This is a genomic window from Pseudomonas sp. H1_G08 (assembly GCF_054681355.1).
On sequence record NZ_CP162822.1, the window covers coordinates 969881 to 993542 of the forward strand.

Sequence of the window (23662 nt, forward strand, 5' to 3'; positions counted from 1 at the left end):
GTCGGGCCGTGATTGCCGCTGGCGCGCTAAATCATTGCGCCGGCCATTCGTTCTTGTTGATACGACCGGGTCTCCAGGTCACGCCGCCGATCAGCAAGGACTCCACGCATGAATGCCGCAGACGCACAGAAACTAGCCCGCCGCTTTATCGAATTGCCCCAGGACAAACGCCGTCTGTTCCTCGCCGGCATGGCCCGCGAAGGCATCGATTTTGCGCAGCTGCCCATGACCGCCTGCGACGGCATCGCCGAGCGTGACGGCCTGTCTTACGCGCAGCAGCGCATGTGGTTTCTCTGGCAACTGGAGCCGACCAGCGCCGCCTACAACCTGCCGATGGCGGTGCGTCTGGATGGTGAGTTGCAAGTCGAGGCACTGGAGCAGGCCTTCAGCCGTCTGGCGGCGCGCCACGAATGTTTGCGCACCACCTTTGGCCAGGACGGCGAGCGTGCCTTCCAGCGTGTGGCCGAACCAAAGCCACTAAAACTGCCCGTCACTGACCTGAGCACGGTGCCCGACGCGCAGCGCTGGCCGCTGGCGCAGCAGCACATGATGGCCGAGGCGACCCAGGCCTTCGACCTGCAGAACGGCCCGCTGCTGAGTCTGCGGCTGTTGCGCCTGGCCGAGCAGGAACATGTGTTGCTGCTGACCCTGCATCACATCATCGCCGACGGCTGGTCGATGAACATTCTGATCGACGAATTCATGCGCACTTACGACGCGCTGGTGGCCGGGCGTGAACCGACGCTGGCGGCGTTGAGCGTGCATTACCGCGACTACGCACTGTGGCAACGCAGCTGGCTGGAGGCCGGTGAGCGCGAGCGGCAACTGGACTACTGGCGCACGCAACTGGGCGACGAACATCCGGTGCTGGAATTGCCCACCGATCGCGCCTATCCGGCGCAGTCCAGCCATCAGGGCGCACGCCTGGAAACGGTGATCGACGCGGCCCTGCGCGAAGAGCTGAAAAACCTTGCGCAGCGTCAGGGCGTGACCTTGTTCGTGGTGTTGCTGGCAGCGTTCAAGACCCTGTTGCATCGCTACAGCGGCCAGACCGATATTCGTGTCGGCGGGCTGATCGCCAACCGCACCCGCAGTGAAACCGAAGGGTTGATCGGCTTCTTCGTCAACACCCAGATTCTGCGCAGCGTGGTCACCGCACAAACGCCCTTCACCGAGTTGCTGCAGAACCTGCGCCAGGCCGCCCTCGGCGCCCAGGCCCATCAGGATCTGCCGTTCGACGCCCTGATCGAAGCCCTGCAACCGGCGCGCAGCCAGAGCCACAATCCGCTGTTCCAAGTGATGTTCAACCACCAGCCGCTGGTCACCGATCTGCACCAGGCGCAACTGGCCTCGGGTTTGCGCGTGGGCTATTTGAGCGAGGAGCAACTGGCCGGCAGCGGCCGGCAACATGCGGCCACCAGTGACCTGATGCTCGACACTCGCGAGGAGGGCGAGCAACTGTTTGCTGCCTTCACTTACGCCACGGATATTTTCGACGCCGCGACCATCGCCGCGCTGGCCGGGCATTGGCGCAAGATTCTCCAGTCGGTGTGCCGCGATCCGCAGCAGTTGATCGGCGAAGTGGCGATGCTTGCCGAAGACGAACGCCACGCCTTGATCCAGGCCACCGCGCCAGCGCCTCGTTTCATTAGCGTGCAAAGCCTGTTCGAAGCGCAGGTCGCGCGCACTGGGCAAGCGCCGGCGGTGCGGTTGGCCACTGCGCCTGCGCCGGCATTCAGCTTCGACGAACTCAACAGCCGCAGCAATCGTCTGGCCCATCAATTACGCGCACAGGGTGTCGGCCCGGACGTGCTGGTCGGCGTCGCGCTGGGCCGCTCGCTGGAACTGGCGGTGGCGCTGTGGGCCGTGCTCAAGGCCGGTGGTGCCTATGTGCCGCTGGACCCACAGACCCCGGCCGAACGCCTGCGCCACGTGCTCGCTGACAGCGGCCTGAAACTGTTGCTCGGCGACCAGCAAAGCCTCGCCAGCCTGCCGCCGCTCGACGGCATCGAATGCCTGTGTCTGGAGCAGTTGCCCGACAGCGAGCAGAGCGACAACCTGCCGGTCACGGTCGAAGCCGACAACCTCGCTTACGTGATCTACACCTCTGGCTCCACCGGACGGCCGAAAGGCGTGGCGGTCAGTCATGGCGCGCTGAGCGAGTTCATTGCCCGCGCCATCGATTACAGCGATCTGCGCGAAGGCGACCGGGTTCTGCAATTCGCCACCAGCAGTTTCGACGGTTTCGTCGAGCAGTTTTTCCCGCCGCTGTGCCATGGCGCCAGCGTGGTCATGCGCGATGCACCGCTGTGGGACAGCGCGACGCTGCATCAGGTGATCATCGATCAGGGCATTACCCTGGCTGATCTGCCAGCGGCTTATTGGTATTGGCTGGTGCAGGAATATGCGGCGAAACCGCGGGCAAGTTTCGGCGCGCTGCGGCAGGTTCACGTCGGCGGTGAAGCCATGGCGGTGGACGGTTTGCGCTTGTGGCAACAGGCCGGGCTCGGCCATGTGCGCCTGCTCAACACCTACGGCCCGACCGAGGCCACGGTGGTCTCGACGATTCATGACTGCACCGCGCTGACCGCCCAAGACGTGTCGTGGCGCGGCATGCCGATCGGCCACGGACTGGCAGCGCGGCGCCTGTACGTGCTCGACGATGATCTGAACCTGCTGCCGCAAGGCGCGGTGGGCGAGTTGTACATCGGTGGGCCGGGGCTGGCGCGCGGTTATCACCGTCAGCCGAGCCTCAGCGCTGAGCGGTTCATTGTCGATCCGTTTGCCGACGGCCAGCGCCTGTATCGCACCGGCGACCGTGCGCGGCTGCGCGGCGATGGCGCGCTGGAGTATGTCGGCCGGGTCGATCATCAAGTGAAGATTCGTGGCTTTCGCATCGAACTGGGCGAGATCGAATCGCGCCTGCAGCAATGTCCGGGCGTTCGCGAAGCAGTGGTGCTGGCGGTGCCGTTCGCGGGCGGTGCGCAACTGGTCGCCTACGTTGTGACAGAACCTGCGGTGCTCGCCAGCGCGGCGACGCAAGCGGCATTCCGTCAGCAGACCCGCGCCGCGCTGCAAGCCAGCCTGCCGGATTACATGGTGCCGGGGCATCTGCTGTTGCTGGCGAACCTGCCGCTGACGCCGAGCGGCAAGCTCGACCGCAAGGCCTTGCCGACGCCGGATCCTGCGCAGTTGCAGGGCGATTACCGCGCCCCGCAATCACCGGCCGAACAATGTCTGGCGCAGGTCTGGGCCGAGGTGCTGCACGTGCCGCGTGTGGGCCTGGACGATCACTTTTTTGAACTGGGCGGCCATTCGTTGTTGGCCGCGCAAGTGATTGCCCGGGTCAAGGAGCAGATGGGCGTGGTGCTGCCGCTGCGCAGCCTGTTCGAAAAACCGCTGCTGGCGGATCTCGCCGAGGTGCTCGGGCAACTGGCCGAGGCGAGCGGCGACGACGACTGGTCCGACCTGGATCAGTTCATGAATGCTTTGCAAGGAGAAGAAGTATGAGCGGCACGATGGCGGAACGTATTGCAAAAAGGTTCGTCGGCCTGCCGCTGGAACAGCGTCGGCTGTTTCTCGCCAAATTGCGCGAGGAGGGCAAGGATTTCAGCCTGTTGCCGCTGCCGGTCAGCCGCCACGACTGCGCGCAGATTCCCCTGTCGTTCGCCCAGCAGCGCCTGCTGTTTCTCTGGCAACTGGAACCGCAGAGCGCCGCGTACAACATGGCCGCTGGCTTGCGTCTCAAAGGTTCGCTGAATGAGTCAGCCCTGAGCCGCTCGTTCGATCATCTGCTGGCGCGTCATGAAGTGTTGCGCACGGTGTTTCACACCGACGGTGATCAAGCGCATCAGCTGATTCTCGAGCAACAAAGTATTGCGCTGGAACGCTTCGATCTGACCGGCACCGCCGCGCAAGAGCGCGAAGAACTGCTCGCGCAACACGTACAAGACGTCACCGCGCAACCGTTCGATCTGCGCCACGGCCCGTTGCTGCGCGCCAGCCTGTTTGCTTTGGCCGACGATGAGTTCGTGCTGGTGGTGAGCATGCATCACATCGTCTCCGATGGCTGGTCGATGGACGTCATGGTCAAGGAGTTCGTGCAGTGCTATCAGGCGTTCAGCCTGCAGCGCGAGCCGCAATTGCCGGCGTTGCCATTGCAGTACGCCGACTATGCGATCTGGCAGCGGCGCTGGCTGGAGGCCGGCGAGGGCGAACGCCAGCTCGACTACTGGCGTCAGCAACTGGGCGACGAGCATCCGCTGCTGGAAGTGGCAGCGGACTTTGCCCGACCACCGACCCAGAGCTTCGCCGGGCAGACCCTGGGCTTTGATTTCGGCACCGACCTGTCGCAACAGCTCAACGTCTTCGCCCGCAGCCAGGGCATCAGCCTGTTCATGCTGGTGCTGGCCGGATTCTCGCTGTTCCTTTCGCGTCTGGCCGGCGAGCGCGACATTCGTGTCGGCGTGCCCAATGCCAACCGTGGCCGCGCCGAAGTCGAGGGGCTGATCGGTTTCTTCGTTAACACTCAGGTGCTGCGCTGCCAGGTCGATGAGTGCGCCAGCTTCGCCGATTTGCTCGCGCAGGTGCGTGAAGCGGCATTCGGCGCACAGGCACATCAGGAGTTGCCGTTCGAGCAACTGGTCGACGAATTGGTCGCCGAACGCACCCTGGGCCACAACCCGCTGTTCCAGGCCAAGTTCAACCAGAACGTCGGCATGCAGAAACAGCGCTCGATGGCCTTGCCCGGCCTGACCGTCAGCGAATACCCGCTGGCCAAGGACGGCACGCATTTCGATCTGGCCCTGGACATCACCGACGACGGCGCACTGATCCACGGTCAGATGACCTACGCCAGCGATCTCTATCGGGCGGAAACGGTCGCCGGTTTTGTGCCGATGTTGCTGGATCTGTTTACACAGTTGCTCGACTCGCCGCAGGCGCCATTACATACGGTTGCCACACCACGGCCTGCTGCGCATGCCATCCAACGCGAACCGGCGTTGCCGGTGTTGCAACACTGGGCGGGTGAAGTGGCCCGGCAGCCGCAGGCGCTGGCCGCTCGGGATCTCAAGCAAACGGTGACTTTCCAGGCGCTGGATGAACAAGCCAACCGTCTCGCCCATTATTTGCGTGCGCAGGGCGTCAACGTTGGCGAACCGGTGGCGGTGCTGCTGGAGCGTTCGCTGGACTGGCTGACTTGCCTGCTGGCGATTTTCAAGGCTGGCGCGGTGTACATGCCGCTCGACGTCAAGGCGCCAAGCGCGCGCCTGAAGCAGATGCTCGGCGCTGCCCAGGCGCGGGCGCTGATCGGTGCTGAAGGCGACGCACGGCTCAGCGAACTGGCGGGTGAGGGCTGTCAGGGTCTGGAGTTTGCACCGGGGCAATGGCAGTCACTGCCGACGTCCGCGCCTGAGCTGACGCTGTATGCGCAGTCGCCGGCCTACGTGATTCACACCTCCGGTTCCACCGGGCAACCCAAGGGCGTGCTGGTCAGCCACGGCGCGCTGGGCAGTTACGTGCGCGGCGTACTCGAGCGTCTGGCGCCGGCGCCGGAGGCGAGCATGGCGCTGGTCTCGACCATCGCCGCCGACCTTGGCTTCACCGTGCTGTTCGGTGCGTTGTGCTCGGGCCGACTGCTGCATGTGCTGCCGGAAGAACTCGGCTTCGATCCGGATCGCTTTGCCGAATACATGGCCCGCCATCGCGTTGGCGTGTTGAAAATCGTCCCCGGACATCTCGCCGCGCTGTTGCAGGCGGCCAAGCCTGCCGATGTGCTGCCGGAACACGCACTGATCGTCGGCGGCGAAGCCTGTTCGCCGGCGCTGGTCGAGCGTGTGCAGCAACTTAAGCCGGGCTGCCGCCTGATCAACCACTACGGGCCGAGTGAAACCACCGTGGGCGTGCTGACCCATGAGGTCGAAGTGCTTGCCGCGCAAGCACGCAGTGTTCCGGTCGGCACGGCGTTGGCCGGTGCCCATGTCTATGTGCTCGACGATGTGCTCAACCCGGTGGCCGATCAGGTTGCCGGTGAGTTGTACATCGGCGGCGACAGCGTTGCCCTTGGCTACCTGAATCAGCCAGCGCTGACCGCAGAACGCTTCCTGCCCGACCCGTTCGGCGCAGCGGGCGCGCGGGTCTACCGCAGCGGCGACCGGGTCCGGCGCAATCGCGAGCAGGCGCTTGAGTTCATCGGTCGTGCCGACGATCAGGTCAAAGTTCGCGGCTACCGTGTGGAGCCTGCGGAAGTCGCGCGGGTGTTGCTCAGCCTCGATGACGTCAGCGAAGCCGCCGTGCTCGCGCTGCCACTGGATGACGATCCGGCGCGCCTGCAACTGCTGGCGTGGTGCGTGCCGGCAGTGGGCGCGAAGGTGCAGGCGCAGGATCTGCGCGAGCAATTGCAGGCGCGGCTGCCGGATTACCTGGTGCCGGCGCAGTTGCTGTTGCTGGAAAAGCTGCCGCTGACTGCCAACGGCAAGCTCGACAAGCGTGCCTTGCCAGTGCCCGGCGTGGTCAGCCAGCAGTTCGTCGCGCCGGTCGGTGAGATCGAAGAGAAACTGGCCGCGATCTGGGCCGAGGTGCTCAAGCTCGAAAGGGTCGGCAGCAGCGATAACTTCTTCGAACTGGGTGGCGACTCGATCCTCAGCTTGCAGATCATCGCCAGGGCCAAGCGCCAGGGCATCAAGCTCAGCCCCAAGCAGTTGTTCGAAAAACAGACCATCGGCCAACTGGCTGCCGTGGCCAGACTGATCGAAGCCAAACCGGCTGCCGTCGCCGCACCTGTGGCACGCGGGCCGTTGCCGTTGCTGCCGATTCAGGTGCGCTTCTTCGAGACGCCGATTGCCCAGCGCCAGCATTGGAACCAGTCGGTGATGCTGCAACCGACCCTGGCGCTGGACGCCGTGCATTTGCGCAAGGCGCTGGCGACGTTGGTCGAACAGCACGAAGCGCTGGCCTTGAGCTTTGTGCAGTCGGGCGATCACTGGCAGGCACTGCCGCAGCCGCAGGGTGATGCCGAATTGCTCTGGGTACGCGAGCTGGACAGCCTCGATACCTTGCCGGCCGTGGCCGACGCAGCGCAGCGCAGCCTGGATTTGCAACGCGGGCACTTGCTGCGCGCGGTGCTGGTCAACCTGCCGAACGCCGAGCAGCGCTTGTTGCTGGTGATTCATCACCTGGTGGTCGACGGCGTGTCGTGGCGCATTCTGCTGGACGACTTGCAGCAGGCTTACCACGCATGGGCGGCGGGGACGGCGCCAGTGTTGCCAAGCCAGAGCAGTTCGTTGCACAACTGGGCCGAGCAGTTGCATCGTTATGCAGAGAGCGAAACGTTGGCGGCCGAAAGCGCTTATTGGCACCAGACCCTGGCTGCCGACGACGCGGCCCTGCCACGGGATTTCGCCGAGGACAGCCAGACCCGCGCCCAGGCCGCCCGCGCCAGTACGCGCCTGAGCCCGGCACTGACCGACAAACTGCTGAAAGTCGCCCCGGCGGCTTACCGCACGCAAATTAACGACCTGTTGCTGACGGCTTTGGCGCGGGTGTTGTGTGACTGGAGCGAGCAGCCTTCGGTGTTGATCCAGCTCGAAGGCCATGGTCGTGAAGACCTGTTCGACGACATCGACCTGAGCCGCACGGTCGGCTGGTTCAGCAGCCTGTTCCCGGTGCGCCTGACCCCGCAGGCCAATCCCGCTGCGTCGCTGTGCGCGATCAAGGAGCAACTGCGCGCCGTGCCGGGCAAAGGCATCGGTTATGGCGTGCTGCGTTACCTCACGCGTGCTGCCGAGTTGCAGACGCTGGCGCAACCACGGGTGACCTTCAATTACCTCGGTCAGTTCGACGGCGCGTTCAGCGCCGAGCAAGGCGCGTTGTTCTTGCCAAGCAGCGACGGCACTGGCGCCAATCAGGATGGACAGGCACCGCTGGGCAATTGGCTGAGCGTCGACGGTCAGGTTCTCGGCGGAGAGCTGGAACTGACCTGGACCTTCGGCACCGGTATGTATCGCGCCGAAACCATCGAAGCATTGGCCGAGGCTTATCGCCGCGAACTGGAACGCCTGATCGAACATTGCTGCGCGAGCGGCGCAGGAGGCGTGACTCCTTCGGATTTCAACCTCGCCAACCTGACCCAGGCGCAGCTGTCGGCGCTGCCGATGGCGCCGCGTGACATCGTCGATCTGTACCCGCTGTCGCCGATGCAGCAAGGCATTCTGTTCCACAGCCGCAACGAGCCGGACAGTCCGGCTTACACCAATCAGCTGCGCGTCGACGTCGAGCAGCTCGACGCCGAGCGCTTCCACCAGGCCTGGCAGCAGACCCTCGAAGCCCACGATATTCTGCGTACGGCGTTCGTCTGGCCGCAGGATGCCGCCGCGCCGGTGCAGGTGGTCCGCAGCCGTGTGCAGATGCCGTGGCAGGTGCAGGACTGGCGCGGTCGCGCTGGCCTGGATGCCGCGCTTGATCATCTCGCCGCTGAAGATCTGCACAACGGTTTCGATCTGCTCGACGCACCGCTGTTGCGCGTGACGTTGGTGCGCATCGATGAGCACACTCATCACCTGATCTACACCTGCCATCACATCCTCATGGACGGCTGGAGCACTTCGCAGTTGTTCGGCGAAGTGCTGCAACGTTACGCCGGCATCGTGCCGAGCACAGGGCAGGGGCGTTATCGCGATTACATCGAATGGCTCGGCCAGCGCGATCCGCAAGCCAGTCGGCAGTTCTGGAGCACGGCGCTGGCGGATCTCGAAGAGCCGACGCGACTGGCCAGTGCCATGCCGGTCAGGCTCGCGGCCAGCGGCTATGCCGATCACCAGCATGTGTTCAGCGAACCGCAGACCGCGGAACTGAACCGCTTCGCCCGCGAGCAGAAAGTCACCCTCAACACGCTGGTACAAGCGGCGTGGCTGCTGCTGTTGCAGCGCTACACCGGCCAGGATCACGTGGCGTTCGGCGCGACTGTCGCCGGGCGGCCGACGGATTTGCCGGGTGTCGAGCAGCAGATCGGTCTGTTCATCAACACCTTGCCGGTGGTAGCGGCGCCATCGCCGGAGATCGGCGTCAGCCAATGGCTGCAACAGGTGCAAGACCTCAACCTGGCCTTGCGCGAGCACGAACACACGCCGCTGTATGACATTCAACGCTGGGCCGGTATGGGCGCCGGGGCGTTGTTCGACAGCATTCTGGTGTTCGAAAACTACCCGATGGCCGAGGCCTTGGCGCAGGGCCCTGAGACGAGCCTGAAGTTCTCGGCAATCCGCCGGCAGGAGCAGACCAACTATCCGCTGACGCTGGTGGCGGTCACCGGCCGCGAGCTGAGTCTGGGCGTGAGTTACGATCAGGCCAGTTTCGACGCTCAAGCGATCAATGCGTTGAGTGCGCAGTTGCAAGGCCTGCTCGAGCAGTTCCTCGCCGACGCCACGCAGCCGCTGGGGGCGCTGCAACTGCTCGCCGAGCCACAACGGCAACAAGCGATCGAGTGGGGCAAGGCACCCGCGACCGCGCCGGATCAACGCACGGTGCTGGCGTACATTGCCGCGCAAGTGCAACGTCAACCGCAGGCGAACGCGGTGCTGTTCGCTGAGCAATCCATCGCTTACCAAAACCTCGATGCCCGAGCCAATCGTCTGGCGCACAAGCTGCAAGGCATGGGCGTCGGGCCGGAAGTGCGCGTCGGCGTGTGCATGCGCCGCACGCCGGACATGCTGGTCGGCTTGCTGGCGATCCTCAAGGCCGGTGGCGCCTACGTGCCGCTCGATCCGGATTACCCGCAGGAACGCTTGCTGCACATGCTCGACGACAGCCGCGCGGCGGTGCTGCTCACTGAGCCAGCGGCATTGGCGATGCTGCCCGAAACCTTGAGTGCGCAGGTGCTGCTGGTGGACGAGAACGTCGCCAGCGAATGCCCGGCCACTGCGCCGCTGGTTAACCTCGCGGCTGAAAATCTGGCGTACGTGATCTACACCTCCGGCTCCACCGGCAAACCGAAAGGCGTAGCCATCAGCCACGGCAATCTGTCGGCGCTGATTCAATGGTCGGCGGGGGTCTATCGCGAAGAGCAATTACGCGGTGTGCTGGCTTCGACTTCGATCTGCTTCGACCTGTCGGTGTGGGAAATCTTCGTCACGCTGGCCTGCGGTGGCTGCCTGGTGCTGGCCGACAACGCTCTGGCGCTGGCGGATTTGCCGGCGCGCGAGCAGGTCACCCTGATCAACACTGTGCCGTCGGCGATTGCCGCGTTGCAACGGGCCGGGCAGATCCCGACTTCGGTCGGCACCATCAATCTGGCCGGCGAGCCGCTCAAGCAGAGTCTGGTCGACAGCCTCTACGCCAGCACTCAGGTGCAGCAGGTCTACGACCTCTACGGGCCGTCGGAGGACACCACTTATTCAACCTTCACCCTGCGCACGCCGCAGGGCCGGGCGAACATTGGCCGGCCACTGGACAACACCGTGGCCTACCTGCTCGACAGTCAGTTGCAGGTGCTGCCCGAGGGCGTGGCGGCCGAGCTGTACCTGGCGGGTGCCGGGGTGACGCGCGGCTATCTGCGTCGTGCCGCGCTGACCGCCGAACGCTTTGTGCCGAATCCTTACGCGAGCAACGGCGAGCGCCTTTACCGCACCGGCGATCTGGTGCGCCAGGGCGACGATGGCAACATCGAGTACATCGGTCGCGCCGACCATCAGGTGAAGATTCGCGGCTTCCGCATCGAGCTCAGCGAGATCGAAGCGCGTCTGCTGGAACTCGACGATATCGGCGAAGCGGTGGTACTGGCGCAGGACGGCGCCGCTGGCAAACACCTGCATGGCTACCTCGTCGCCGCGCCGGACAGCGAGCGGTCGACGCTGGCCGAGCGGGTACGCAATGCCTTGGCCATTCGCTTGCCGGCGCACATGGTGCCGGGGCATCTGCACCTGATCGATGCGATCCCGCTGACGCCCAACGGCAAGCTTGATCGCAAGGCGCTGATGGCGTTGGGCGAGAGCCCGACGCAGGAGCAATACCAGGCACCGCAAAGCGACTTACAGTGGGAGGTCGCGACGATCTGGCAGCAAGTGCTGGAAATCGAGCGGGTCGGGCTGGCGGACAACTTCTTCCAGCTCGGCGGCCATTCGTTGCTGGCGACATTGGTGGTGACCCGGGTGCAGGAGCGTCTCGGCGACAAGGTGCCGCTCAAGGCGCTGTTCGAAACCGACACCCTCAAGGATTTCTGCGCGCGGATCGAAGCCCTGCGCGTCGAAATGTCGCCCGTTCAGGATGAATTGGCTAAATCACTGGAGGCCCTCAAACGTCTATCCCTCGATGATCTGGAAAAACTGATTTCTTGAGAGGGAAAAACGCGTGCAAGAGTTAATCGAGTCGGTAGGACAACTTTCGGCTAAGCAAAGAAAGGCTCTGGCGGTTCTGCTCAAGCAGAAAGGCGTCAACCTCTTTGACATTGCCCCGGTTTTCAAGCGCACGGCTGAAGAGCCGCTGCTGCTGTCCTACGCTCAGCAGCGCCAGTGGTTCCTCTGGCAGTGGGCACCGCACAGCGCGGCCTACAACATTCCGACGGCCCTGCGCTTGCAGGGGCCGCTGGATGTGCCGGCACTGGAACGCAGCATCGCGGCGCTGATCGAACGCCACGAAACCTTGCGCACGGTGTTCTCTCAAGACAGCGCGCAACCCTTGCAAGTGGTCCTGCCCGCAGGACCTTTTGCGTTGGAGATTCACAACCTGAGCGCTGAACTGGCGAATGACCCGGAGCACTCGATCCAGGCTTTTGTCCAGACCCAGAGCCAGAAGACTTTCGACCTGCAGCACGGCCCGTTGCTGCGAGCCGCGCTGCTGCAGGTCAACCCTGATGAGCATGTGCTGGTGCTGACCCTGCACCACATCGTTTCCGATGGCTGGTCGCTGCAAGTGATGATCGAGGAACTGGTGCAGCTCTATGCCGGTTTCAACCTCGGTCACGACGCCGGTCTGCCGGCCCTGCCGATTCAATACGCCGATTACGCCTTGTGGCAGCGCCAGTGGATGGAGGCCGGTGAGCAGGAGCGACAACTGGCCTACTGGCAGGCAAAACTCGGCGGCGAGCAACCGGTGCTGGAACTGCCGCTTGATCGCCCGCGCGCGGTGGAGCAGAGCTTCGCCGGCGCCAGCCACAACCTGATTCTTGATCCGGCGCTGAGCCATGCCCTCAAGGCGTTTGCCCGGCAGGAAAACGTCACCCTGTTCGTGTTGCTGCTGGCTTCGTTTCAGGCCTTGCTGCATCGCTACAGCGGGCAAAGCGACATCCGTGTCGGCGTGCCGGTGGCCAACCGTGGCCGGGTGGAAATCGAGCGGCTGATCGGCTTCTTCGTCAACACCCAGGTGCTCAAGGCGGACATCGACGCAGAGCTGCCGTTTGTCGAACTGCTGCGTCAGGTCAAACAGACCGCCCAGGAGGCGCAGGCGCATCAGGACTTGCCCTTCGAGCAACTGGTCGAAGCGCTGGAGCCGGGCCGCAGCCTCAGCCACAGTCCGCTGTTCCAGGTGATGTTCAACCACCAGGCCGAGCGCCGTGCGAGCGTTGCGACGCGCCTTAACGGCCTGAACATCGAACCGCTGGAATGGCAGAGCCAGACCGCGCAATTCGACCTGACCCTCAACACTACCGAACAGGCGCACGGCATCGAAGCGGTACTCAAGTACGCCACCGACCTGTTCGACGCAGCGACCATCGAGCGACTGGCGCAACACTGGACCGCGCTGTTGCAGGCGATCGTCGCCGAGCCGACCCGGTGCATCGGCCAATTGCCGATGCTCGACGCCGGCCAGCAGCAACAGCTGTTGGCGCAATGGAATCCGTCGCTGGTTGAACAACCGCTGACGCCGTGCATCCAGCAAGCCATTGAGGCCCAGGCCGAGCGGCATGCCGACGCGGTGGCCGTGACCTTCGCAGGACAACGCCTGACCTACGCTGAACTCAATCGCCGCGCCAACCAGTGGGCGCATACGCTGCTCGAGCAGGGCGTCGGCCCGGACGTGCGCGTCGGTGTGGCGGTGGAGCGTTCGCTGGACATGATCGTCGCCATTCTCGCGGTGCTGAAAGCGGGCGGCGCCTATGTGCCGCTGGACCCGAGCTACCCGGATGACCGCTTGAGCTACATGATCGACGACAGCGGTATTCGATTGCTGTTGACCCAGGGCCATTTGCTCGGGCAATTGCCGATTCCGCCGGGGCTGGTCTGCCTCGATCTGGATCAGGCGCCGGAACACAGCATCGAAAGCAACCCGCCATGCCTGACCACGCCGGACAATCTGGCCTACGTCATCTACACCTCCGGTTCCACCGGCAAACCCAAGGGCGCGTTGCTGCCGCACGGCAACGTGATGCGCCTGTTCAGCGCCACCGCGCACTGGTTCGATTTCGGCGCGCAGGACAGCTGGACGCTGTTCCATTCCTACGCGTTCGACTTTTCGGTGTGGGAGATTTTTGGCGCGCTGCTGTACGGCGGCAAACTGGTGGTGGTGCCCCACGACGTCAGCCGTTCGCCAGAGGATTTCTACACGCTGCTGTGCGATGAAAATGTCACGGTGCTGAACCAGACACCGTCGGCGTTCAAGCCGTTGATGCAGGTCGCCTGCGAGTCGAGCCGCAGTAATACCCTGCGTTACGTGGTGTTCGGCGGCGAGGCGCTGGAAGTACAGAATCTGCGCCCGTGGTTCGAACGTTTTGGCGACCGCGCGCCGACGCTGATCAACATGTACGGCATCACCGAAACCACCGTGCACGTGACCTACCGGCCATTGTCGCTGGCGGATCTGCACAGCAATCACAGCAGCCCGATTGGCGCGCCGATTGTCGACCTGTCGTGGTACTTGCTCGACAGCTCGCTCAACCTGGTGCCGCAAGGCTGCATCGGTGAGTTGTACATCGCTGGCGCCGGTCTCGCTCGTGGTTATCTGAATCAGGCTGGCATGAGCGCTACCCGCTTCGTGCCCGACCCGTTCAACCGCAAGGCCGGCCAGCGTCTGTACCGTACCGGCGACCTCGCACGGCTGCGCGGCGACGGAGTGATCGAGTACATCGGCCGTATCGACCACCAAGTGAAGATCCGTGGTTTCCGCATCGAGCTCGGTGAAATCGAAGCGCAACTGCTCAAGCATATACAGGTGCGCGAAGCGGTGGTGCTGGCGGTGGACGGCCTCAGCGGCCAGCAACTGGCGACTTGGGTCGTGCCGGTTGAGACATTGAACGCGGACGAGCAGGGCGCGCTGCGTGATTCGATCAAGCTGCACCTGCGCGAAACCCTGCCGGATTATATGGTCCCGGTCAGTTGGGCGTTCCTCGACCGACTGCCGCTGACCGCCAACGGCAAGCTCGATCGCAAACAACTGCCGCAGCCGGACGTTGCGCACGTGCAAGAGGCCTACGCCGCGCCGCGCAGCGAACTGGAACAGCATCTGGCGGAGATTTGGCAGGACGTGCTCAAGGTCGAACGGGTCGGGCTTCACGATAATTTCTTCGAGCTGGGCGGCGATTCGATCATTTCGATTCAAGTGGTCAGCCGCGCGCGGCAGGCCGGCATTCGCTTTACGCCCAAGGACATTTTTCAGCATCAGACCGTGCAGCGCTTGGCCACCGTGGCGCAGCAGAGCGACGCGGTGCAGACGGAGCAGGGCGAAGTGCTTGGCGACGCACCACTGACGCCGATCCAGCAGTATTTTTTCCACAGCGACATCCCGGCGCGGCATCACTGGAACCAGTCGATCCTGCTGACCCCGGCGAAAACCCTGCAAGCCACTGCGCTGCAACAGGCCCTGGCGCAGGTGCAAAAACAGCATGACGCCTTGCGTCTGCGTTATCGCCAAACCGAGCAGGGCTGGCAGCAAAGCCACGGCGCGGCAGATCAGCCACAAGACTTGTTGCGCAGCTTTACGCTGGACGACGGCGCGGCATTGCCAGCGCTGTGCCTGGATCTGCAACGCAGCCTCGACCTGCACAACGGCCCCCTGATCCGTGCGGCGCTGATCGATATGCCGGACGCCAGTCAGCGTCTGTTGCTGGTGATTCATCACCTGGTGGTCGATGGCGTGTCGTGGCGGATCCTGCTCGAAGACCTGCAGAACGCCTATCAGCAGATCAGCAGCGGACAGAGCGTGCATCTGCCGGCCAAGACCAGCGCGTTCAAGGACTGGGGTTTGCGCCTGCAAGAACATGCGCGCAGCGCGGCGCTGGGCAGCGAACTCAGCTACTGGCGCGAGCAGTTGCGCGACGTTCCGCTCGGTTTGCCGCTGGATAATCCGCAGGGCCAGTTGAACAACCGCTTCGAACGCAGCGTCGACACGCGGCTGGACGCCGAACGCACTCGCCAGTTACTGCAACAGGCCCCGGCGGCCTACCGCACTCAGGTCAACGACCTGCTGCTGACCGCACTGGCGCGGGTGCTCTGCGAGTGGACCGCTAGCGACAGCGCGTTGGTGCAGCTCGAAGGCCATGGCCGCGAAGACCTGTTCGATGACATCGACCTGAGCCGCACCGTGGGTTGGTTCACCAGCATGTTCCCGGTGCGCCTGACGCCAAACGCCAGCCTGGAAACCTCGATCAAAGGCATCAAGGAGCAACTGCGCGCGATCCCCAACAAGGGCATTGGCTATGGCTTGCTGCGTTATCTCGGCACCGCCGAAGCACAAGCGGCACTGCATGAACTGGCGCAACCGCAGGTGACGTTCAACTACCTCGGCCAGTTCGATAACAACTTCGATGAAGACGCCTTGTGGCGGCCGGCCACCGAGGACAAGGGCGCCGGTCAGGACGCGAACGCGCCGATGGCCAACTGGCTGACCATCGATGGCCGGGTTTATCAGGGCCAGTTGAGCCTGACCTGGACCTACAGCAGCGACGTTTTCGAAGAGGCGACCATTGTCGGTTTGGCCCGTGCCTACGAAGTGGCGCTGAGCGAATTGATCGACCACTGCCTCAGTCATTCCGGGGGGCTGACTCCGTCCGACGTGCCGCTGGCCGGTTTGTCCCAGGCGCATCTGGACAGCCTGCCGATCGCCGCCCAGCGCATCGAGGACATCTACCCGCTGGCGCCGATGCAGCAGGGCATTCTGTTCCACAGCCTGTACGACGCGGATGCCAGCGCCTACGTCTATCAGATGCTGCTGGACATCGACGGCCTCGACGTCGCGCGGTTCCAGCAAGCCTGGCAACGGGTGGTCGATCGCCATGAAGTGCTGCGCGCCGGTTTCATCTGGGGCCGCGATGGCCTCGATGCGCCGTTGCAGGTGATCAACCGCCAACTGACCCTGGAAATGCCGGAAATCGATGTGCGCGATGCCGCCGATCTGCCGGCGGTGCTTGAAGCACGGGCGCAGGCCGACCGCGAACGTGGCTTCGATCTGCAGAATCCGCCGCTGTTGCGCCTGTGCCTGCTGCGCACTGCCGACGATCGCCATCGACTGATTTTCACCTGCCACCACATCCTCATGGATGGCTGGAGCAACTCGCGGATGTTCGGCGAGGTGCTGCAGGATTACGCCGGCCAGCCGGTGCCGAGCGCGCAGGGTCGCTATCGGGATTTTCTGGTGTGGCTACAGGGCCAGGACAAGGCGGCCGCGCAGGAATTCTGGCGCGGGCAACTGGCCGAACTCGACGAGCCGACCCGACTGGCCTCCGCCTGCCACGGACGCACCGTGCCGGGGCCGGGCAAACAGATGCATCGTCTGCATTTCGATGAAGCGTTGACCCAGCGTCTGAACAGCTTCTCCCGTCAGCAACAGGTGACCCTCAACAGCCTGGTGCAGGCGGCATGGCTGCTGGTGTTGCAGCGCTATACCGGCCAGGCCACCGTTGCGTTTGGCGCCACGGTATCCGGGCGTCCGGTGGATTTGCCGGGCATCGAAGAACAGCTGGGGCTGTTCATCAACACTCTGCCGGTGATCGCCAGCCCGCAGGCCACCCTCAGTGTGGGCGACTGGGTGCGCAGCGTGCAGGACAAGAACCTGCTGTTGCGCGACTACGAACAGACGCCGTTGCAGGACATTCAGCGTCTGGCCGCATTGAGTGGCGAAGCGCTGTTCGACACTTTGCTGGTGTTCGAGAACTACCCGGTGTCCGAAGCGCTGGAGGCCAATCCGGGCGGGCTGCGCTTTTCCGGTCTGGAGCATCGCGAGCAGACCAACTACGGTCTGACCCTGATCGCCGGCGCCAGCCAAGTGCTCAACCTCGATTTCAACTACCTCACCGAACACTTCGCCGAGCGCAGCGTGCTTGGTCTGGCGGCGCATTTGCGTGAAGTGCTCGAGCAATTTATCGCAGCGCCGCAGCGTGCACTCGGCGAGATCGGTCTGCTGCCGCTGGCCGAGCGTCAGACGCTGGCGCAGTGGAACGACAATCACGCCGCTTATCCGGCCGAGCGGCTGATCTCGCAGAGCTTTGAAGCAAGGGTCGCAGCACATCCGCAGGCACTGGCGTTGAGTCATGCCGGCGTGGCCCTGAGCTATGGCGAACTGAACCTGCGGGCGAATCAGCTGGCCCGGCATTTGGTGACGCTGGGTGTCACCGCCGAAGTGCGCGTCGGCGTGGCGCTGCCGCGTTCGGCGGAACTGGTGATCGCCCTGATGGCGGTGCTCAAGGCCGGCGGCACCTACGTGCCGTTGGACCCGGACTACCCGGCCGACCGCGTGGCCTACATGCTCGATGACAGCCAGGCGAAAGTCCTGCTGACCCAGCAAGCGTTGCTGGCGCAACTGCCGTCCAGCGAAGCCCACGTGGTGCTGGTCGAGGCCGGCGGTGAGGCGTTCGCCGCGCAAGCGCCGGACAACCTGCCGGCGCGCGCCGACTCGGCCAATCTGGCCTACGTGATCTACACCTCCGGTTCCACCGGCAAACCGAAAGGCGTGGCCATCGCCCATCGCAACGTACAGGCGCTGATTCACTGGTCCGCCGAGGTCTACAGCGAGGACGATCTGCAAGGCGTACTGGCCTCGACGTCGGTGTGCTTCGACCTGTCGGTGTGGGAGATTTTCGTCACCCTGGCGCGCGGCGGGTCCATGGTCATGGCGCGCAATGCCCTGGAGCTGGCGGACTTGCCCGAGCGTGATCAGGTGCGCCTGATCAACACCGTGCCATCGGCGATTGCCGCGCTACAACGCATCGGCCAGATCCCGCCGGGTGTGCGCATCATCAATCTGGCCGGCGAGCCGCTCAAGCAGGCGCTGGTCGACACCTTGTACCGCGAGACTTCGGTCGCCCACGTTTACGATCTGTACGGGCCGTCCGAAGACACCACGTATTCGACCTGGACCCGCCGCGAACTCGGCGGCCAGGCCAATATCGGCCGGCCATTGCGCAACACCACCGCGTACCTGCTCGACGGGCAATTGCAGGCAGCTCCGCTCGGCATCGCAGCGGAGCTGTATCTGGCCGGTGAGGGCATCACCCGTGGCTATCTGTTGCGCCCGGGCCTGACCGCCGAGCGCTTCGTGCCCAACCCGTTGGCGAGCAACGGCGAGCGCATGTACCGCACCGGCGACCTGACGCGTTTCATGGACGACGGCCGTATCGAATACGTCGGCCGCATCGACCATCAGGTCAAGGTGCGCGGCTTCCGTATCGAACTGGGGGAAATCGAAGCGCGTCTGCTGGCCCAGGCCAGCGTGCGCGAAGGCGTGGTGCTGGCGGTGGACGGCGTTGGCGGCCAGCAACTGGTGGCTTATGTGGTGCCGGCCGAGGCTGATCAGAGTCTTGCGCAACTGGACGCGCTGAGCGCTGCGCTGCAAGCCGCGCTCAAGGCGCATCTGCCGGATTACATGGTGCCGGCGCAGTGGCTGTTCCTCGAACAGTTGCCGCTGACACCCAACGGCAAACTTGATCGCAAGGCCTTGCCGACGCCGGATGCCAATCAGGCGCAACGCGATTACGTCGCGCCTTCGACGCCGCTGGAGCAGCAACTGGCCGAGGTCTGGCAGGACATTCTGAAGATCGAGCGGGTCGGCGTGACCGACAATTTCTTCGCCCTCGGCGGTGATTCGATCATCTCGATTCAACTGGTCAGCCGCGCTCGGCAGCAGGGCATTTGCTTCACGCCCAAGGACCTGTTCCAGCAGCAGACGGTGCAGAAACTGGCCGCAGTGGTTTCGCTTGAAGACGCGCAATCCGCCAGCGTCAGCGACTACCCGTTGGCGCAATTGGATCAGGCGCAACTCGATGCCTTGCCGGTGCCGGCGGAACTGATCGAAGACGTCTATCCGCTGTCGCCGATGCAGGAAGGCATGCTCTTCCACACGCTGTCGGATAACGGCAGCAGCCTCTACGTGCAACAGGTCAGCCTGCCGATCAAGGGCCTCGACGTGGAGCGTTTCCGCCAGGCCTGGGAATTCATCATTGTCCGTCAGGCAATCCTGCGCACCAGTTTCCATTGGCAGGATGGGCTGGCCAAGCCGTTGCAGGTCGTCCATCGCCAGGCGCCGCTGCAGATGCAGGTGCTCGATTGGCGCGAGCAGGACTGCAGCGAAGCGGCGATTGCCGAATTCGCCAGCGCCGATCGCGCGCTGGGCTTCGACTTGTCCGAGGCGCGATTGCAGCGGGTGACCCTGCTGCAGCTGGGCGACGAGCAGTACCAGATGATCTGGACCAGTCACCACATCCTGATGGACGGCTGGAGCAGTTCGCGGTTGTTCGGCGAGGTCTTGCAGTACTACGCCACGGGCCAGGTGACTGGCGAGAACGGCCGCTATCGCGACTTTATTGCCTGGTTGCAGGCGCAGGATCAGGATGCCCAGGAGCTGTTCTGGAAAGCGCGTCTGGCAGTGGTCAACGAACCGACTGCGCTGAGTCAGGCGATGCACCCGCGTCATAGTGCCGACGTTACTGGTCACGATGCTATCTATTCGAACTGGGACAAAGCGCAAACCGCGCGCCTGCTGGAGTTCTGCCGCGACCTGCGCATCACCCCCAACACGCTGATTCAGGGCGCGTGGCTGCTGCTGTTGCAACGCTACACTGGCCAGCAAACGGTGACCTTCGGCGCCACCGTGTCGGGGCGCCCGGAAAGTCTGCCGAACGTCGGCAACATGCTCGGCCTGTTCATCAACACGTTGCCGATCATTCAGACCCCACAGGCCGATCAGCGTCTGGCCGACTGGCTGGGTGAAGTGCAGGCCTACAACCTCGACATTCGCGATTACTCCCAGGCACCGCTGGCCGATGTGCAGCGCTGGTCGAACCTCGGTGGTCAGGCGCTGTTCGACAGCATCGTGGTGTTCGAGAACTTCCCGATCGACGAGCGCTTGCAGGAAGAAACCGACACCGAGCTGACCTTCGGCAAATCCATCGGCCACGGCGTGACCAACGTGCCGATGGACCTTGCGGTGATGCTCGGCGACGAATTGTCGATCGAGTACCTGTACCTGCGCAGCCACTTCAGCGCCGAGGCGGTAGAAGGCATTCGCCTGACCCTGGAAAACACCCTCGCGGCGATGATGGCCGCGCCGTATGAGCGGCTGGGCAACTTGCAGCGTCTGTCCGCCGAACAATGGCAAGCGGCGCAGGCCTGGAGCGCCGAGCCTTCCCACCGCCACGCGCCGCAGTTGCTGCCGGAGCTGATCAGCCGTCATGCGCAACAGCAACCCCACGCGATCGCAGTGCAATGCGCCGGCGAAAGCCTGAGCTACGCAGAGCTGGAGCGGCAGGCCAATCGACTCGCGCAGTGCCTGATCGCCCACGGCGCCGGGCCGGAAGTGGTGATCGGCGTGGCGTTGCCGCGCTCGCTGGAAATGCTGGTGAGCTTCCTCGCCGTGCTCAAGAGCGGTGCGGCGTACGTGCCGCTGGACATCGATTATCCGCCCGAGCGCTTGGCGTACATGATCGAAGATTCGCGCATGGCGCTGCTGCTGACGCAAACCAGCCTGCGTGCGACGTTGCCGGCGCCTAACGGCGTGCGGCGTCTGGAAATCGATCAGCTCGATCGCAGTCTTTACAGTGACGCGGTCCCGGTCTGCGATGTTCATGAGCAGAGCCTGGCCTATCTGGTTTACACCTCCGGCTCCACCGGACGGCCGAAAGGCGTGGCCGTGACCCAGGGACCGCTGAGCATGCACTGCCAGGCGATCGCCGAGTTGTACGAAATGGACGCGAGCAGTTGCGAGCTGCACTTCATGTCCTTCGCTTTCGACGGCGCTCACGAACGCTGGCTGAGTACGCTGTACAGCGGCGGTCGTCTGGTGATCCGCGACGGTTGTTTGTGGACGCCGGAGCAGACCTATCAGGCCCTGCACGATTACGGCGTGACCATCGCTTGTTTCCCGCCGGCCTATCTCAAGCAACTGGCCGAGTACGCAGCCGCCAGCGGCATTGCGCCGCCGCCAGTGCGCATCTACTGCTTCGGTGGCGATGCGGTGCCGGAGCAGACTTTCGAACAGGTGAAAGCGGCGTTGCGTCCGCAATACTTCACCAACGGCTACGGCCCGACCGAAACCGTGGTCACGCCGATGCTCTGGAAAGTCGCCATCAGCCAGCAGTGCGAAGCGGCATACGCGCCGATTGGCCGCGCGGTCGGTGCGCGTTCGTTGTACGTGCTCGACGACGATCTGAATCCGCTGCCGCCGGGTTTTGCCGGTGAGTTGTACATCGGCGGTTACGGCGTCGCTCGCGGTTACTACGGCCGCCCCGATCTGACCAGCGAGCGCTTCGTGCCCAACCCGTTTGCCCCTGGCGAGCGCCTGTACCGCAGCGGCGATCTGGTGCGTCGTCGCCCGGACGGGGTGGTCGATTACGTCGGGCGCATCGACCATCAGGTCAAGGTCCGTGGCTTCCGCATCGAGCTAGGCGAAGTCGAGGCCAGCCTGCGTCAGTTGCCGGCGGTCAGCGATGCGCTGGTGATTGCCCGCGACAATGCCTCCGGCAAGCAACTGATCGGTTATGTGGTCACTGCCACGGGTGATGATATCGGCGATGAACTCAAGGCCGGGCTGCGCGCTTCGCTGCCGGAATACATGGTGCCGGCGCAGATCGTCTGCCTCAGCGCGTTCCCGGTCACGCCCAACGGCAAGCTCGATCGCAAGGCCTTGCCGGAGCCGGAGTTCAAAAGCGACGAATATGTTGCGCCGCGCACCGAGCAGGAACGCCTGCTGGCGGAAATCTGGGCGCAGGTGTTGCAGGTCGAGCAGGTCGGTATCAGCGATAACTTCTTTGAACTGGGCGGCGATTCGATCCTCAGCCTGCAAGTGATCTCGCGGGTGCGAAACCACCCGACCCTTCAGATGGAACTGAAGCTGCGCGATCTGATGCGCTATCAAACCATCGCCGGCATTGTCGAGCAGCAAGTGGCGAAGGAGGGCGCCGGGCAAGCGTTGCCGGACCAGACTCAGGTTGCCGCAGAGGGTGCGTTCAATTTGCTGCCGATCCAGCAATGGTTCTTCGCCGAAGGCATGGCCGAGGCGCATCACTACAACCAGTCGTTGCTGCTCAGCGCACGTCAGCCGCTAGATCTCGATGCCCTGGAACAGGCGCTGGGCTTGATCGAACAGCATCACGATTCGTTGCGCCTGCGTTTTTCCGATGACGGCGGGCGCTGGTTGCAGCGCTATAGCAGCTGCGCGTCCGACGAGGCTGTGCTGTGGCGCCGTGAAGCGCAAAGCAGCGAAGAGGTCGAAGCTTTGGCCAACCTCGCGCAGCGCAGCCTCAAACTCGATGACGGGCCGGTCTGGCGGGTCATGCATGTGGCCTTGCCGGATGGCCAGGCGCGCTTGCTGGTGGTGATTCATCACCTGGTGGTCGACACCGTGTCGTGGCGGATTCTGCTCGACGATCTGAAAGTCGCTTATGAGGCGTGCGTGCAGGGGCTGGCGCCGCAACTGCCGATTCGCACCAGCAGCTATCGTTCGTTTGCCGAGGCATTGCAGGCGCAGGCCCCAGTGATTGCCGAGCAGGAATTGAGCTATTGGCTGGAGCAACTGGATCAGCCCGGCGTTGATCTGCCGTGCGACAACCCGCGCGGCAAGAACCTCGTGCGGCAACAGGCGCAGGCACGGCTCAAGCTGTCCCGCGAGCACACCGAACAACTGCTCAAACAGGCCCCGGCGGTGTACGGCACGCAGATCAACGACTTGCTGTTGTCAGCGCTCAGCCGCGCCCTGTGCCGCTGGAGCCAGCAACCGTCGGCGTTGATTCTGCTCGAAGGGCACGGGCGCGAAGACCTCTTCGAATCGATCGACCTGAGCCGCAGCCTCGGCTGGTTCACCAGCATGTTCCCGGTGCGTTTGCGCCCGGACGGCCACGACATCGGCCAGTCGATCATCGATGTGCAGGCGCAACTGGCGGGCGTACCGCAGAAGGGCATCGGCTATGGCGTGCTGCGTCATCTGGCCGGGCCGGACATTTCGGCGCAACTGGCCGCACTGCCGCAGGCACGGGTGACCTTCAACTACCTCGGACAGTTCGACCAGAGCTTCGACGAACAGGCGTTGCTGGTGCCGGCACTGGAAGAGACCGGCGACAACTACAGTCTCAAGGCGAATCTGGGCAACTGGCTGGAAATCGTCGGCCAGGTCTATGACGGGCAACTGGCCTTGCGCTGCATCTACAGCAGCCAGCGTTACCGCGCCGGCACCATGGATGCGCTGATGAGCGATTACCAGCGTGAGCTTGAAGCGTTGATCGAACACTGCATGGCGCGGGCGGGTTGATCGC

At 64.0% G+C, this 23662-nt stretch carries 3 protein-coding genes; all 3 read left to right on the forward strand.

Features of this window, described 5'->3' with window-relative positions:
• Positions 1-108: 108 nt before the first annotated feature.
• From AB4N85_RS04455 to AB4N85_RS04465, 3 genes are read left to right on the forward strand one after another with little or no spacing between them, the layout of a single operon-like run.
• Positions 109-3510, forward strand: a complete 3402-nt coding sequence (locus AB4N85_RS04455) for an amino acid adenylation domain-containing protein (protein WP_252869105.1) — start codon at positions 109-111, stop codon at positions 3508-3510.
• Positions 3507-11330 (forward strand): non-ribosomal peptide synthetase, encoded by a 7824-nt coding sequence (locus AB4N85_RS04460; protein ID WP_252869106.1) that lies wholly within the window; start codon positions 3507-3509, stop codon positions 11328-11330. The genes AB4N85_RS04455 and AB4N85_RS04460 overlap by 4 nt, the downstream gene beginning before the upstream one ends.
• 13 nt (positions 11331-11343) lie before the next feature.
• Positions 11344-23658 (forward strand): non-ribosomal peptide synthase/polyketide synthase, encoded by a 12315-nt coding sequence (locus AB4N85_RS04465; RefSeq protein ID WP_252869107.1) that lies wholly within the window; start codon positions 11344-11346, stop codon positions 23656-23658.
• Positions 23659-23662: the final 4 nt, after the last annotated feature.

What these genes read in the sequence shown, in the direction of transcription:
- AB4N85_RS04455 (WP_252869105.1), top strand. Translation starts at nt 109, where the DNA reads ATGAATGCCGCAGACGCACAGAAACTAGCCCGCCGCTTTATCGAATTG.
- AB4N85_RS04460 (WP_252869106.1), top strand. Translation starts at nt 3,507, where the DNA reads ATGAGCGGCACGATGGCGGAACGTATTGCAAAAAGGTTCGTCGGCCTG.